General features: G+C 65.2%; 12 protein-coding genes. 5 read left to right on the forward strand and 7 right to left on the reverse strand.

Features of this window, described 5'->3' with window-relative positions:
• Positions 1-9 precede the first annotated feature (9 nt).
• On the reverse strand, positions 10-1269 hold the full coding sequence (locus P0D68_RS02255; protein WP_408300085.1) for an MFS transporter: 1260 nt from the start codon (positions 1267-1269) through the stop codon (positions 10-12).
• Positions 1270-1605: 336 nt separating this feature from the next.
• On the opposite strand from P0D68_RS02255, the gene P0D68_RS02260 reads away from it, so the two are divergent.
• From P0D68_RS02260 to P0D68_RS02275, 4 genes are all read left to right on the forward strand, one after another.
• Positions 1606-3153, forward strand: coding sequence for a sensor histidine kinase (locus P0D68_RS02260; protein WP_408300087.1), 1548 nt, complete (start codon positions 1606-1608; stop codon positions 3151-3153).
• The gene (locus P0D68_RS02265) at positions 3138-4505 is read left to right on the forward strand and encodes a sigma-54-dependent transcriptional regulator (protein WP_408300089.1); all 1368 of its coding nucleotides are present in this window, start codon (positions 3138-3140) and stop codon (positions 4503-4505) included. Before P0D68_RS02260 ends, P0D68_RS02265 begins: the two co-directional genes overlap by 16 nt.
• Before the next feature lie 157 nt (positions 4506-4662).
• Positions 4663-5427 (forward strand): hypothetical protein, encoded by a 765-nt coding sequence (locus P0D68_RS02270; RefSeq protein WP_408300091.1) that lies wholly within the window; start codon positions 4663-4665, stop codon positions 5425-5427.
• 33 nt (positions 5428-5460) lie between these two features.
• Entirely contained in the window at positions 5461-6045 is a 585-nt protein-coding gene (locus tag P0D68_RS02275; protein WP_408300093.1) for a hypothetical protein, read from the forward strand.
• 75 nt (positions 6046-6120) lie between these two features.
• Here the strand turns inward: P0D68_RS02275 and P0D68_RS02280 are convergent, their stop codons facing one another.
• The gene (locus P0D68_RS02280; protein WP_091806996.1) at positions 6121-6429 is read right to left on the reverse strand and encodes a DUF4148 domain-containing protein; all 309 of its coding nucleotides are present in this window, start codon (positions 6427-6429) and stop codon (positions 6121-6123) included.
• Positions 6430-6716: 287 nt separating this feature from the next.
• On the reverse strand, positions 6717-6947 hold the full coding sequence (locus P0D68_RS02285; protein WP_408300095.1) for a hypothetical protein: 231 nt from the start codon (positions 6945-6947) through the stop codon (positions 6717-6719).
• Between the two features lie 234 nt (positions 6948-7181).
• Here P0D68_RS02285 and P0D68_RS02290 point away from each other — a divergent pair, with 234 nt between their 5' ends.
• Positions 7182-7451, forward strand: coding sequence for a DUF4148 domain-containing protein (locus tag P0D68_RS02290; RefSeq protein WP_408185538.1), 270 nt, complete (start codon positions 7182-7184; stop codon positions 7449-7451).
• 70 nt (positions 7452-7521) lie between these two features.
• On the opposite strand, the gene P0D68_RS02295 is transcribed toward P0D68_RS02290, so the two are convergent.
• The 4 genes from P0D68_RS02295 to P0D68_RS02310 all read right to left on the reverse strand — a co-directional run bounded on the left by P0D68_RS02295 (position 7522) and on the right by P0D68_RS02310 (position 14450).
• Positions 7522-8952 (reverse strand): heavy metal sensor histidine kinase, encoded by a 1431-nt coding sequence (locus P0D68_RS02295; protein WP_408300097.1) that lies wholly within the window; start codon positions 8950-8952, stop codon positions 7522-7524.
• Positions 8952-9632, reverse strand: coding sequence for a heavy metal response regulator transcription factor IrlR (gene irlR, locus P0D68_RS02300; RefSeq protein WP_091806989.1), 681 nt, complete (start codon positions 9630-9632; stop codon positions 8952-8954). Before irlR ends, P0D68_RS02295 begins: the two co-directional genes overlap by 1 nt.
• An 11-nt stretch (positions 9633-9643) precedes the next feature.
• Positions 9644-12895: an efflux RND transporter permease subunit gene (locus tag P0D68_RS02305; RefSeq protein WP_408300099.1), complete on the reverse strand. Its 3252-nt coding sequence runs from the start codon at positions 12893-12895 to the stop codon at positions 9644-9646.
• 79 nt (positions 12896-12974) lie between these two features.
• Positions 12975-14450 carry an efflux RND transporter periplasmic adaptor subunit gene (locus tag P0D68_RS02310; RefSeq protein ID WP_408300101.1) on the reverse strand — a complete coding sequence of 492 codons (1476 nt, stop codon included), beginning with the start codon at positions 14448-14450 and terminating at the stop codon, positions 12975-12977.
• Positions 14451-14456 lie beyond the last annotated feature (6 nt).

Consider the following 14456-nt stretch of genomic DNA (forward strand, 5'->3'; position numbering starts at 1 on the left):
ATGTAAGCGTCACGACGCCGGCGAGGCTGCCTTGACCACATTGCGCGCCGCTCCGCCATCGGCCGCGCAGGCGTGCCTGAGCGTCGCCCCGAAACTCAGCCACAACACCAGCGAGCCGGTCGACACCGCGCCGAGCGCGATGAACGCAGCGGGATAGCCGAAGCGGTGCGCGAGAATCCCGCCCAAAGCCGGACTCAACGCAGCGCCGGCGGCCTGCACGGTCATCACGACGCCCTGCCCGACGTTCACGCGCCCGCTGCCTTCCAGCAAGCGGACCACCAACGCCGGCACCGCGACGCTCTGCAATCCCGCGCCGATGCCGTCGAGCGCTTGCACCGGCCACACGCCCCACGCATGAATCACCGACGCGGCGATCAGCCCGCGCACCGGCAGTGCGAGGAAGGTCAGCAGGATCACCCACCAGTAGCCGCGCCACCGGATCAGCCGGGTCGCCAGCATCGCGGCCGCGACCATCACGAGTTGCGCGATCACGATGGTCTGCGCAGTGAACGCGCTCGGCTCGCCCTGATGGGCGGCGACGATCGCGAGGCCGTAGAGCGGCAACATGGCCGCGTTGCCTAGGTGGAAGAGGCCGAGCGCGGCGGCCAGCAGCAACAACGGCCGCGATTGCAGCAGAACCCGCAGGCCGCTCGCCGGAGCGCCGGCAGCGGCAGGCTCGCCGGCAGTCGCCTTTGCACCGGCGCCCCGCGCGACATCGTGATCGATCGCGTCCGCCGGAATCGACGACACGGCCACGATCGACAGGAGGCCGAACAGCGCGCTCAGCACGAACACCGCGCCGAAGCCGTAACGCCAGCCCAGCCAGCCGGACAGCGCTGCCGCGACGACATTGCCGCCATGATTGGCCACCTGGTTGCGGCCGAATTGACGGTCGAAACCGTGCTGCCGGACCATGCCGAGCGTCATGCCGGCCAGCGCCGGGCCGATCGCCGCGCCGGTGATCGCGGTCGCCACTTGCGACGCCGCCACCATCCAGTAGCCATGTGAGATCCACAGCAAGCCGGAAGCGAGCATGGTCATCAGCCCCGCGATCACGACGAGACTGCGCTTATGGCGCGTCGCATCCACCAGCGCGCCGGCCGGCGAAGTGGCGAGCATGCCGGCGATGCCGCCGATGGTCATGACCGTGCCGATCTGATCGGCGCCCCAGCCGCGCGCCTGCAGGAACACGCCGAGAAACGGCCCGATACCGGCCTGCACGTCGGCCACGAAAAAATTCAGCGCTTCGAGCGCGCGACGGCCTTTCACAACGCACCTCGTGCGGTGGACGCATGGCGTGAGGCGCACGGCGAACGGCTCGACCGTATCGGCTTGATCATGGGGACGACTCCACTGGCGAGAAATGCCGGGATGGCGGCCAGCCTTACGCAACTCACATGCCATTGGTGCGTGCGCCGCCGCGAATGGGCCATGCCGCTCGACGCTGCCCGGGCGCTGTCCGTTTCGTGGACAAACGCTGTCCAGCAGCGCAACAGACGACCTGCCGCCGCCCCATTCAAGCGAATCTCGACTCGCCGGTCGCGAAAGGCGCAACACAGGCTGAATTCTTGCTACTGTTTAGCTCCCATCCTTCCCGGCGCACTCATGACCGCAGTTCCCCGACGTTTATCGTTCGCCAGTCAGTTGGTGGTTTTCTGGTTGCTGGTCGCGATAATGTGCGCGGTCCTGATCGGGCTCGTCTGGTTCATGGCACAGGCCAATCTCGGCCGCCAGATCGGCCTTGCGCGGCAGCAGGGACTGGCCGGCTGCGAGACGATCGGGTCGCGCTACGACCTGTCGATCGACCGCACACCCCAGCCTCCCGCCGCGCCGCGCGCCGCTCAAACCGGGACTCCGCCCGCCGCCACGCCGCCCGTCCCACTCGCCACGCCGAACACGGACCTGATGCACGCGATCCTCGACATCGTGCTCGCGCAGATGGAGGGCGTGGAAGGCGGCTTCTGGCGGCCGGACGGCGCGGCACGCGGCAGCTTCGATGCTTACGCGTTTCCGACCTACCAGGGCAGCGGCATCAAACGCGACATCCCCGATGCCGAGACGCCGCTGATCCTGCGCACGCTGCGCGCGGCGTCCACCAGCCGCGCGGCGGCATCCGATTTCGTCGAAGGCCAGCAGGACGCCGTGATCGTCACCGCCTGTCCGGTGCCGCATCGCGACGGCCTCTTCGCCTGGACGCTGTCGCGCGTGCATCCGCCGCTTGGGTCCTCCGGCAAAACGCTTGTCACGACGCTCGCGGTGCTGCTGGCGGTGATCGTCGGGATTGCGATCGCGCTCGGCGTTCTGCTGCGTCGCTGGCGCGCCAATCTCGCGCGCATCGAAGCCAGCCTGAGCCGGCCCGCCGACTTGTTCACGCCGATCGCGCCGACGGGCGAGCCGGACCTCGACAAGATCGTCCAGGCGTTCAACGCCTATGGCGCGCGTGCCACGTCGTTGCAGCAGCAAGCCGGCGAACTGCATACGCAGCTCGCGGCCGCGGAACGCTTCGCGGCGATCGGCCGCTTCTCCGCGCAAATGGCGCACGAGATCCGCAATCCGATCGGCGCGATGCGGCTCAAGGCGGAAAACGCGCTGAACGGCGACGTCGAACGCAAACAGCGCGCCCTCGGCACGATCCTCGAACAGATTCAGCGCGTGGAGCGCCAGCTTTCCGGACTGCTGGCGTTGACCCAGCCCGTGCGGATCGAAGCCCATAGTGTCGACTTGCGCCTATGGCTCGCCGAACGCGTGGAATGGCATCATGACGCGGCGGCGCGGGCCGGCATCGCACTGGCGCTGGCTTACGCGGACGGCCTTCCCGCGCAAGCTACTTTCGATGCCGATCAACTGGCGCGCGCGATCGATAATCTGATCCTCAACGCTCTGCGCCACACGCCATCCGGCGGCCATGTAACGCTGAGCGCGGCGCGCGCCGCCGACACGCTGCGAATCGAAGTCGCCGACGACGGTCCCGGTGTGCCTCCCGCCGAGCGCGAGCGCATCTTCGAGCCGTTCGTGACCGGCCACGCCGCCGGCTCGGGGCTCGGCCTCGCGGTGGTACGCGAGATCGCTGCCGCGCATGGCGGCAGCGCCTTTTACGAAGCGCGCGAGCGCGGAGCCTGTTTTGTGATCGAGATCCCATGGCGCACATCCTGATCGTCGACGACGACGACGCCTTCCGCGAAAGCCTCGCTGAAACGCTGGGCGACCTTGGCCATGTCGTCGCGCAAGCCGGCAGCGGCCACGACGCGCTTGCCGTATTAGCCGGCAGCGCGCGCGTGGACTGCATGTTTCTCGACATCAGAATGGCGGACCTGAGCGGCATCGAAGTACTCGAACGTCTGCGCGCGATGCCGGCGCGCGAGACACTGCCGGTGGTCGTGCTGACCGCCTTCGCCACCAGCGACAACACCATTCACGCGATGCGGCTCGGCGCCTTCGAGCACCTGACCAAGCCGGTGGGGCGCGACGCCATCGCGTCCCTCCTCGGCAAGATCGAAGCGTCGAATCGCGGCTCGCCGGGCCCGGCATTGCCGCTGTCGCACGAGGAAACCGGCGACGCCGGCACACCTCGCCTGCTGGGCAACAGCGAAGCGTTGCGCGACGCGCAAAAGCAGATCGGCCGCGCGGCCGCCACGGAGTCGACCGTTCTGATCACGGGCGAAACCGGCACCGGCAAGGAGGTCGCGGCACGCGTGCTGCACGATGCGTCGCGGCGCCGGCATGCGCCGTTCGTTGCGATCAACTGCGCGGCCATTCCCGCCGAACTTCTGGAGAGCGAACTATTCGGCCACGCCAAAGGCGCGTTTACGGGCGCGGTGGCGCAGCGAGCCGGCCGCATCGCCGAGGCGAACGGCGGCACGCTGTTTCTCGACGAAATCGGCGACCTGCCGTTGCCGATGCAGGCCAAGCTGTTGCGCGTGATTCAGGAACGCACGCTCACGCCGGTCGGCAGCAACGCAAGCGTCGCTATCGACGTGCGGATCGTAGCCGCGACGCACCGCGACCTCGCAGCGGAAGTGGCGGCGCGCACCTTTCGCGAGGACCTGTTCTACCGGCTCAACGTGATTCCAATTCACCTGCCGCCGTTGCGAGATCGTCCCGACGACATTCTCCCGCTCGCCGCGCATTTTCTCGTAGCCGCCGCGCATCTTGCCGGTCCGGCGCGGACCTTGAGCGGCGATGCCGAGCGGCGGCTTCTCGCCTATGCATGGCCCGGCAACGTCCGCGAGTTGAAGAACGCGATGGAGCGAGTCGCCGCACTCGCGCGCGGTCCGCTCGTCACCGCGGACGATCTGGCTTTTCTCAATGCGCCGCGCGCCGGCGTGAGCGAGATTCCGAGCGCGCTGCTCGATTTGCCGCTGCCGCAGGCGATCGAATGGCTGGAGCGCGCCGCGATCGAACGCGCATTGCAGCAGACCGTGGGCAATCGCGCTGAGGCGGCGCGCCGCCTCGGTATCAGCCGTCAGTCGCTCTATACGAAGATCGCCGCCTACAAGCTCGGCTGAAGCGCTCGCCGGTGTCCAGCCGGCTGACACCGGCTGTCCAGCGAGACGACGGCCACGCTGGCATGGCACAGCGCAAAGCCTTATGCAACAAGCCTTAGCGGCATGGCACAGTGGTTGCGAATACTCCTGTACGACATTGCAGTCGAAGGAGTCAACGATGAACCATCTCAACCCGATCGCGCGCGCAGCGGCCGCGCTCACTGTCATTGCGGCGACGGCAGCCTGCGCTGCCCAACCCGTGCCGCGAGCTTTGGACAGTGCGCCGATGGCACCACCCGCGCCGAGATCCGCCGCACCGATGCCGCCACCCGCGCCTGCCGCCGACGCACCCATGCCACCGCCACCGCTCGCTGGCCCGCGTGATGGCGTTCCCACAACAGTAAGCGGCGTAGTGCGGCGTTTCGTGATCAATCCGGAGGGCGATGTCGACGGCATGCTGCTCGCTGACAACACGCTCGTCCGGTTCCCGCCGCATCTCGGCACTCAGGTGGCCGCCACGATCGCGCCGGGTGCGAGCGTCAATGTGAACGGCTTCGCGCAGGCGAGCGGAACGCTGCGCGCCGGCCAGATCGCCGACACGAAAAGCGGCCGCAGCATTGTCGATCAACCGCCGCCGCCCGATGCGCAACGGCTGCCGAAATCGCTCGCCGGTGTCGGACTCGTCAAGCTCGACGCCGCGGGCCGCGTGCTGCGCGTCACCAGCGCGCCGCGCGGCGAGCCCGACGGCGTGCTTCTCATCGACGGTACGGTCATCAAGCTCACGCCGGCCGCGGCCGCGCGATTCACGAACCTGATGCAACCGGGCGCAATGGTCGCGGCGCAAGGCTATGGCACACGTAATCGCTACGGTGAATCGCTGCAGGCGACCGCGTTCGGTACGCCCGGCAATCTCACGGTGCTTTACGGCGACCTGCCCAGGTAATCCCAATCCATCATTCGAATTAGGAGCTTCACCATGCATTGGATCGACCCCGCCTGCCTGCCCGAAACGCGCGGCAAAGTCGTGCTGTTTCTGCTCAACCCGCACGGCGATGCCGACGGCTTCATTCTTCAACTTGCGGACGGTGCGCAACAACAGGTGCATTTCCCGCCGCATCTCGGCAAACAGATCACACGCCAGGTAACGCCGGGCGAAACGGTGCGCGTACGCGGCGTGAAACCGCGTGGCGCCGATCTGATCGCCGCGGTCTCACTGACAACGCGGCAAGGCGCCGAGATCGTCGACGAAGGCCCCGCGCCGCACGATCATGGCCCGAAGCATGAACACGGCCACGAACTCCACGGCGAACCGATGGACGTGCAAGGCGAAGTCATCATGCCGCTCTATGGGCCGAAGGGCGAACTGCGCGGCGCGCTGCTGGAAGACGGCACCTCGCTGCGTATGCCGCCGCATGCCGCCAGCGAACTCATCGAGTATCTGACGCCGGGCGTGCATGTACAGGCGTGGGGGCGTGGCGTGAAAAACAAGGATGGGTGCACGGTGGACGTTCACGACATCGCCGAACTGGTCGACGAGGTTGCCGGGCACGCAGGCCTCTAGAAACAGCATGCGTTTCGGCATGACTGCGATCCCGCCGTTAGCAGCGCGGGCTCGCAGTCTCACGCATCACGCAGATCACGGATGGTCGTACATCGCATTCCAGTCCGCTTTGGAAACGGCCGGACGTCCCGCGTCCGACGAGCCGCTCGTGCCACCGCCGAAACCTGTCGCGGCATGACGTGCCGCCACCTTGGCTTCAGCGGCCTGAATATCGGCCGGATAGGTCGGATCTTCACCGCGCGCCGGGTTGTAACCCGCCTGCTCCAGTTCGATCAGTTCGGCGCGCACTTGCGCACGTGTGAGCGGCTGGTTCGATTGAGCGAACACGGCAACCGGCGCGGCAAGAGCAGCGGCAACTACAACGGCTTGAATAAGCGACTTCATGATGACTCTACCTCCAGACTTTGCTTTGTCCTGCTACGAACAACCCTGTTCGCAACTCGGTGATGACAGTCTAGAAAGGTGAGCCATCGAGAGTAAGGGCCGCCGGTGGGGAGGATTGTTTCCGAATCTGGAGAAACGGCGGTGGGTCGAGTGTCTAGCAGCGAGAACCGCGAATTTGCCGAAGACCCGTATCGGCAGGGCTCCAACGAGATCCGCGCGGCATGCGTGAAAACGGCGGCGTGCGTGAACGCGACGGCTGCCATACGAGGCCAGTCACGCCGAGAGCACTATCGACGCGGGAAGATACACAGATGCGTCTTCACATACAGATTCGGATTGCCGCAGCGATGGCCCGCATAGTCGATCTGCTCGCCCGGCGCGAGATTCGGCGGCTCCGCCGTTTGTGTCGAGGTCGATATGCTCGCGGATGCCGGCGACTTGCCACTGTTACTCGCACATCCGGCGAGACTCGCGGCAAGGAAGGCCGCGAAAGAATACTTCAACGTGAATGCACGCATGTTTCGCCGCCCGGACGCTCGTGACAGAAGACGTGTCATCCTGCTCCACGAAGGTCGCCGCCAGTCTCACGCCGACATGACAAAAATCTCATGCAGGCCGCACCAGTTATCACTTCTTCGATACGCCGGGACGTGACAGTTTTCTCATGTCGCGGTCACGATGGCACACCGCCTGCGATCCATACTGCGCTCATGGATCGCCGACCGGCGGTCATCACTAAGGAGGTTTTCAATATGAACGCCAAGCTCTGCACCCTATGCGTTGTCGCCATGACGATGATCGGCGCGGCCTCTCAGGTTGCGCAGGCACAAGGCAAGTCCCGCGCTCAGGTGAATCAGGAACTGGTTCAGGCTCAGCATGACGGTGTGATTCCAAACAGCAAGACACAGTATCCGCCCAGTGCCGACAGGATTGCCCGCAACAAGGAGTTGCACGCCATCACCTGGCATGCGGGCGAAACGACACCGCCGGTGGATCATCACGACAGCATCGCGGCCCGATAGCCGCGCGCGCCGCCGGGAGCAGTGACCCGGCGGCGCGTCTGATTGCGAGTGTGCCGCCGAACGCGTTCTCTCAATCCTTGCGCACGGCGCCGCGGGTCACCGGCATGCTCAGGTCGTGACGCCGGGGAAAACGCAACCAGAAGCGGGTTCGAACGTAGGGCTGGCTCTCGCACCCGCAGTGTCCCGCGTGACTGTTCATGATCGATTTCACGATCGCGAGGCCAAGCCCCGTACCCGAGGCCGAGCCTTGCCGCGAAGGGTCGACACGATAAAACCGCTCGAAGATGCGCTTGAGATGATGCGCCTCGATACCAGGTCCCGAGTCCGACACGGTCAGCGTGGTTGAATTCGCCTCTTCCTTGCAGTCGATAGTAATGGTGCTGCCCTTCGGCGCCTGCACGAGCGCGTTCGACAGCAGATTGCTGAGCGCCCGTTGGAAGAGAAGCAGATCGGCATGCACCGTACCCTGCCCCGTCACCTCGATCCTCACCTGCGCGTCTTCGGCCATCGGCTCGTAATAGCCGGCGACGCGTTCGGCTTCCGCGGCTGCGTCGAGCGCGCGCAGGGACAAGGCCGCATCAGCCTGCTCCGAGCGCGCGAGGAACAGCATGTCCTCGATCATGCGCGACAGTCGTTGATACTCATCCACGCTCGATTCGATCACGTCGCGGTAGTCCTCCGCGGTCCGAGGTTGCGACAGCGCCACCTGAGCGGCGGCGAGCAGATTGGTTAGCGGCGTGCGCATATCGTGCGCCAGATTGGAGGAGAACTGACTGAGCCGGGTGAACGACTCGTCGAGCCGCGCCAGCATGCCGTTGAAGGCCTGCTCCAGCTCCTTCAATTCCCCCGACGCATCGAGTTCCGGCAAAGGTTGCGCGAGGCGGCTGGTCGACATCGCCTCAGCCTGGGCTGCCAGCCTGCGCAGCGGGAGCAAGCCCAGCGTGGCGATCCCGTAGGCGAACGCGGCGGCGAGAATCACACCGAACACTTCGATGATGACCGCCGTGTAGGCGTGCGCCCGCAACAGCGCCCGGTCATTGGTTCTATCGTACTGAACGGCGATGCGCACCCACCGCCCCGTCGCGGCGTCGAGCGGCACCATGGCGACGAGGTAGCGAAGATTCAAGTCGGCGCGTGTCAGTTCGGTGCTGGCCTCGCTCGCGCGGGTTGCGAGAATCGGCGCGTACGACTGAAACCCAGGCGTGCTGACGAGGCGTTGGCCCGCCGTATCGTAGACAGCGAGCGCCATGTTCTGGTGGCCGTGCAGCAAGTCGATCCACGTCTGTGCGTCGCGGACGATATCCTCGATGTTCTGACTGCCGGCCAGATGCGACTCCAGCGCCGCCAACGTGCCGGACATCAGCTCGGTCGAGGTGGACTCCAGGCGGCTGCGCAGCGCGCCATACAGCGCGAGGCCGCTCAACGCGAGAATGACCGATGTCGACAGAATGATCAGGACAGTCAGCCGCGACTGGAGCGTTCTTGACACCGCGCCTCTCATTAATTGCTACCGCCTCTGACTTCCAGCACGTATCCCATCCCTCTCACCGTATGAATGAGCTTGGGTTCATAGGCGTCGTCGACCTTGGAGCGCAGCCTCCTGATTGCCGAATCCACCACGTTCGTATCGCTGTTGAAGTTCATGTCCCACACCTGCGAGGCGATCGTCGCGCGGGGCAGGATCTCCCCTTCCTTGCGCATGAGCAGCCACAGCAGCGTGAACTCCTTCGCGGTCAGCAGGATCACGTCGCCCTGACGGGTCGCCTTGCGTCGCGTCAGGTCCAGTTCAAGATCGGCGACCTGCAGCGACATGGATTCGCGTGGCTTTCCGCGCCTGAGGATCGATCTGACGCGCGCCACCAGTTCGACGAAGTCGAACGGCTTCGCGAGATAGTCGTCGGCACCGAGTTCCAGCCCCTTGACGCGGTCTCCCACGTCGTCGCGTGCGGTGAGAAACAGCACCGGCGTGGACCGTGTGCGGCGAAGATTCTTCAGTAGCGTCCAGCCGTCCTGTCCCGGCAGCATCACGTCGAGGATCAGCAGGTCGTAGTCTTCCGACTCCGCCTGGTGCTGACCCGTGACGCCGTCTTCGGCCCAATCGACGACGTATCCCGCCTCCGACAAGCCTTTGCGAAGATAGGCGCCGGTCTTCGGCTCGTCTTCCACTAACAGAATCCGCATGCGAACCACCTCTAGAAAAAGCCAAGCCGGCGCAGTATCCGCCCCGGCGCGGCTTGCGCCAGCCGGCTCACGGCAACGGCGCGCCACGACGACGCGTGAGCGGTTCGGTACAGCATGGGTAAAACCAGCAGTGTCAGCGCCGTGGACGACAGGATGCCGCCAATCACCACCGTTGCCAGAGGGCGCTGCACTTCCGAACCCGTGCCGGTTGCGAAGGCCATGGGCAAGAACCCGAGCGAGGCGACGAGCGCGGTCATCAAGACGGGCCGCAGACGCGTCACGGCGCCCTCACGAACCGCCGCGTCCAGTTCCACGCCCTGCTCCCGCAGATTTCTGATGAAGGCAATCATGACGAGCCCGTTCAGCACCGCGACGCCCGATAGCGCAATGAACCCGACCGCTGCGGTAATGGAAAGCGGAATATCCCTCAACCAGAGCGACAGCACGCCGCCACTCAATGCAAATGGAATACCGGTGAAGACCAGCAAGCCATCCTTAACATTATTAAACATGATGAAGAGCAGGACAAACACCATGAAGAGCGACAGCGGCACGACCAGCTTCAGGCGCTCGCTCGCGCTTTGCAACTGCTCGAACTGTCCGCCCCACGACAGCCAGTAGCCCGCCGGCGCCTGCACGTCCCGCCGTATCTGCTCGCGCGCATCCGCCACGAACGAGCCGACATCGCGGCCCCGGACATTCGCGCTCACCACGACGCGCCGCTTGCCGTCTTCCCGGCTGATCTGGTTCGGACCCGGCGCGAGCTCGACCGTGGCCAGTTCGGCGAGCGGCACGTACGGCGCCTGAACGACGGGCACGCCACCGCCTGCCGCCGACGCGGACGACGGCGCAAACGGGAACGCAGACGGCAACGCAGACGGCAACGCAATCGGCAGCCGCTTGATCGCCTCGATGTCCGAACGCAGTTCGTCCGGCAACCGCACCACGATATCGAAGCGCCGGTCGCCCTGGAACAGCGTGCCGGCCTTCTTGCCGCCCACCGCCGCCGCGACCGTGTCCTGAATGTCGCCGACCGTGACGCCATAGCGCGCCAATTTGTCGCGCTCGACGTTGATGGTCAGAACCGGCAAGCCTGTGGTTTGCTCCACCCTGACTTCGGCGGCGCCCGGCACTTTTTGCAATGCCGCCGCGATCTGCTCGCCCGTGCCGTTGAGCACCGCCATGTCGTCGCCAAAGAGCTTCACCGCCACGTCGCTACGCACCCCCGAGATCAATTCGTTAAAGCGAAGCTGAATGGGTTGAGAGAATTCATATGCATTCCCTGGCAGCTCTGCGAGCACCGCTTCGATCTCCTCCACCAGCTTCTCGCGCGGCTTGTTCGGATCCGGCCACTGGTCCGTCGGCTTGAGCATGATGTAGCCGTCCGACAGGTTGGGCGGCATCGGGTCCGCTGCGATTTCGGCGGTGCCCGTGCGGGCAAACACGCGTTCGATTTCCGCAAACCGTTGCTTCAACGTCTTCTCAATGGCCTTTTGCATGCTGACCGACTGGGAGAGACTCGTGCCCGGAATGCGCAGCGCGGCGACGGCGAGGTCGCCCTCGTTCAGACTCGGGACGAACTCGCTGCCAAGGCGCACCGCCAGCCCGGTACTCAACGTGACGATCACCACCGCGCCGACAAACACCCGTTTCGGACGCGTCATGAAGGCGGCGAGCAGCGGTTCGTAGAGCCGCCTCGCCCAGCCCATCAAGCGGTTTTCCTTTTCTTCGACGCGTTTGCCGATAAACAGTGCAATAGCAGCAGGAATGAAGGTGACTGTCAACACCATCGCAGCGGCCAGCGCCATCACGACAGTGATCGCCATGGGGTGAAACATCTTCGCCTCGACGCCTGTGAGCGCGAAGATCGGCAAGTAGACCACCATGATGATCAGTTGACCGAATATCAACGCGCGCCTCGCTTCCTGCGACGCGCCGAACACTTCGGCGAAACGCTCCTCGCGGGTCAGCGGCCGGCCGGCGAGCTTCTGCGCATGCGCGAGCCGCCTGACGCAGTTTTCCACGATCACCACCGCGCCGTCGACGATGATGCCGAAGTCGAGCGCGCCCAGACTCATGAGGTTGGCACTCACCTTCGCGTTGACCATGCCGGTGAACGTGATCAGCATGGAAAGCGGAATGACGAGCGCTGTAATCAGCGCGGCGCGCAGGTTGCCGAGGAAAAGAAACAGCACGGCGATCACGAGCACCGCGCCTTCGAGCAGGTTCTTCTTCACCGTCTGCACCGCCTTCTCAACGAGAACGGTGCGGTCGTACACCGGAATCGCGCGCACACCCGCGGGCAGTGTGCGATTCACGTCGTCCATCCGGCTCGCGACGGCCTTCGAAACGGTGCGGCTGTTTTCTCCCATCAGCATGAATACGGTGCCGAGCACCACCTCTTCGCCGTTCGAGGTCGCGGCGCCCGTCCGCAATTCACGGCCGATATCCACCTGTCCGACATCCTTGATGCGAACCGGCACGCCGCCCACGTTGGTCAGCACGACATTGGAAATGTCGTCCACCGAGCGAGCCTGGCCGGGCACCCGCACGAGATACTGTTCGCCGCGTTTTTCGATGTAGCCGGCGCCGACGTTGTCGTTGTTGCGCTCGAGCGAGTGCACCACGTCCGCCAGCGTCAAGCCATAGGACATGAGCTTGGCGGGATTCGGCGCGACCCGGAACTCCTTCACGAAACCGCCGATGGAATTCACCTCGGTGACACCCGGCACATTGCGCAGTTGTGGCTTGATGACCCAGTCCTGAAGCTCGCGCAGGTCCGCGGGCGTGTAACGGGTCCCGTCAGGCTTGACGGCCGACGCGTCAGCCTCGACTGTCCACAGGTAGATCTCGCCGAGACCCGTGGACGTCGGACCCATTGCCGGCGTGGCGCCGGGCGGCAGCTTGTCTTTGGCTTCCTGAATCCTTTCGTTGACGAGCTGACGTGCGAAGTAAATGTCGGTGCCGTCCTCGAAGATCACCGTGACCTGCGACAGCCCGTAGCGCGAGATGGAACGCGTCTGCGCCAGATTGGGAAGACCGGCCATCGCGGTCTCCACCGGGTACGTAATGCGTTGCTCCGCTTCGAGCGGCGAATAACCCGGCGCGGAGGTATTGATCTGAACCTGAACGTTGGTAATGTCGGGCACGGCGTCGATAGGCAACTTCTGATAGCTGTACACGCCGACCGCCGCGACAGCGGCAATGGCCAGCATGACTAACCAACGGTGCGCGATGGCGAAGCGAATCAGTCTCTCGAACATGGAGATGGTCCTTTGGAACCGGGTGACGGGAGCGCGGCCTGCCCGCGGCAGGTGCGAGGCGCTTCATGGCGTCAGGGCGTCAATGTCCCTCGACACTGCCTTTTCCGAGTTCAGCCTTGAGGACGAAACTGTTCGAAGCGGCGTACTTTTGACCCGGCCGAAGTCCGCTCACGACTTCGACGACCTTGTCGTCGCGGCGTCCGGTCTGAACGGTCTGAGCGACGAAGCCACCGCGCGATTGCACGAAAACGGCGGGCGAGCCGTCGATGTCTTGCAACGCATCGGCCGCCACGGCGAGCGGCACGCTTTGCCGCCCGGCGTCCACCGACACATTGACGAACATGCCAGGCCGCCATGCTCCGTCGGGATTGGGCAGTACCACGCGCGCCGGCGCGGTACGGGTTTGCTCGCCGAGCAGCGCGCCGACATAGGCCACCGGACCGCTCGATGTCGACTCGAATGCGGTGGCGCTGACGGTGGTGTCGCGACCGACGCGCACATCGTTCAAACGCTGGGCCGGCACCGCCATCTCGGCCCACACGGAGGAGAGGTCGGACAGAACGAAGAGCCTGGCGTCCGCCGCGATCGCTTCGCCGGGCGTCGCATGCTTTTCGACTACGGTGCCGGCAAACGGCGCGCGCAACTCGTAGCGATTCAATGTCTCCGCCGACGCCGGCGCATTCAGCGCGGAGAGTTTCGCGCGGGCGTTCTGCGTGGCGATCTCGGCCTCACGCAATTGCACCTGCGCCTGCAGATAGTCCTGCTCGGCCGAGATGCGCTCTTGCCACAAGGTCTTTTCGCGTGCGTACGAAGTTCTCGCCGCGGCGAGCCGGCGCTCCGCGCTGAGCAGTTCACTTCTGCGATCGGCAAGATCGGTGCTGGCAATGACCGCCAGCACTTGCCCTCGCACGACTTGCTCGCCGGTCGACACACCCACCCGTTCCACGATGCCCGCCACACGCGGCACGACGTGGGCGGTGCGATCCTCGTTGAAGCGGATTTCGCCGGGCAGCTGGAATGTCGTGAGAATCTGGGCAGGACCGACTTCGCCGAGGCGAATCTGGGCCGCCTCGATTTGCGCCGCACTGAGCGCGATCGCGCCATCGGCCTGGGAAAAAACGAACGACGCGGATTGCCCGCGCCACTTCAGGTCGATGGTTGCGTCGAATACGTGAGGCTTGCCGATCGGTTCGGCGGAGGTCCACTTCTGGCCTGCCGGCACAAACGGAAGCGGCAGCTTCGAGCCGTCGTAGCGAGTGATGGAGCCCGACACGGCGACGCCTTTGTCCGCCTGCTGGCCGTCGATAAGAGGATAGACGACGAGGCGCGCGTCCCCCGGCTTCTCGGAGAGCACGATTTCGACGGATAGTGCGCCGTCGCCGAGAACCGTGCCTCCGTTCCGGCCAGGCGAAGCCTGCGCTGCCGCTGAAGTGTGCGCGGCCCCCGAAGCGCCTTCAGCATTCGACGACTCGCGCGTCAACGCGAAAGCGGCGAGCGCGATGCTCACACTGCCGAGGGTCGCCACAATGGCGATGATGAGTTTTCTGCGCGGCATGACAAG

This window comes from Paraburkholderia sp. RL17-380-BIE-A (assembly GCF_046028085.1).
GTDB lineage: Bacteria > Pseudomonadota > Gammaproteobacteria > Burkholderiales > Burkholderiaceae > Paraburkholderia.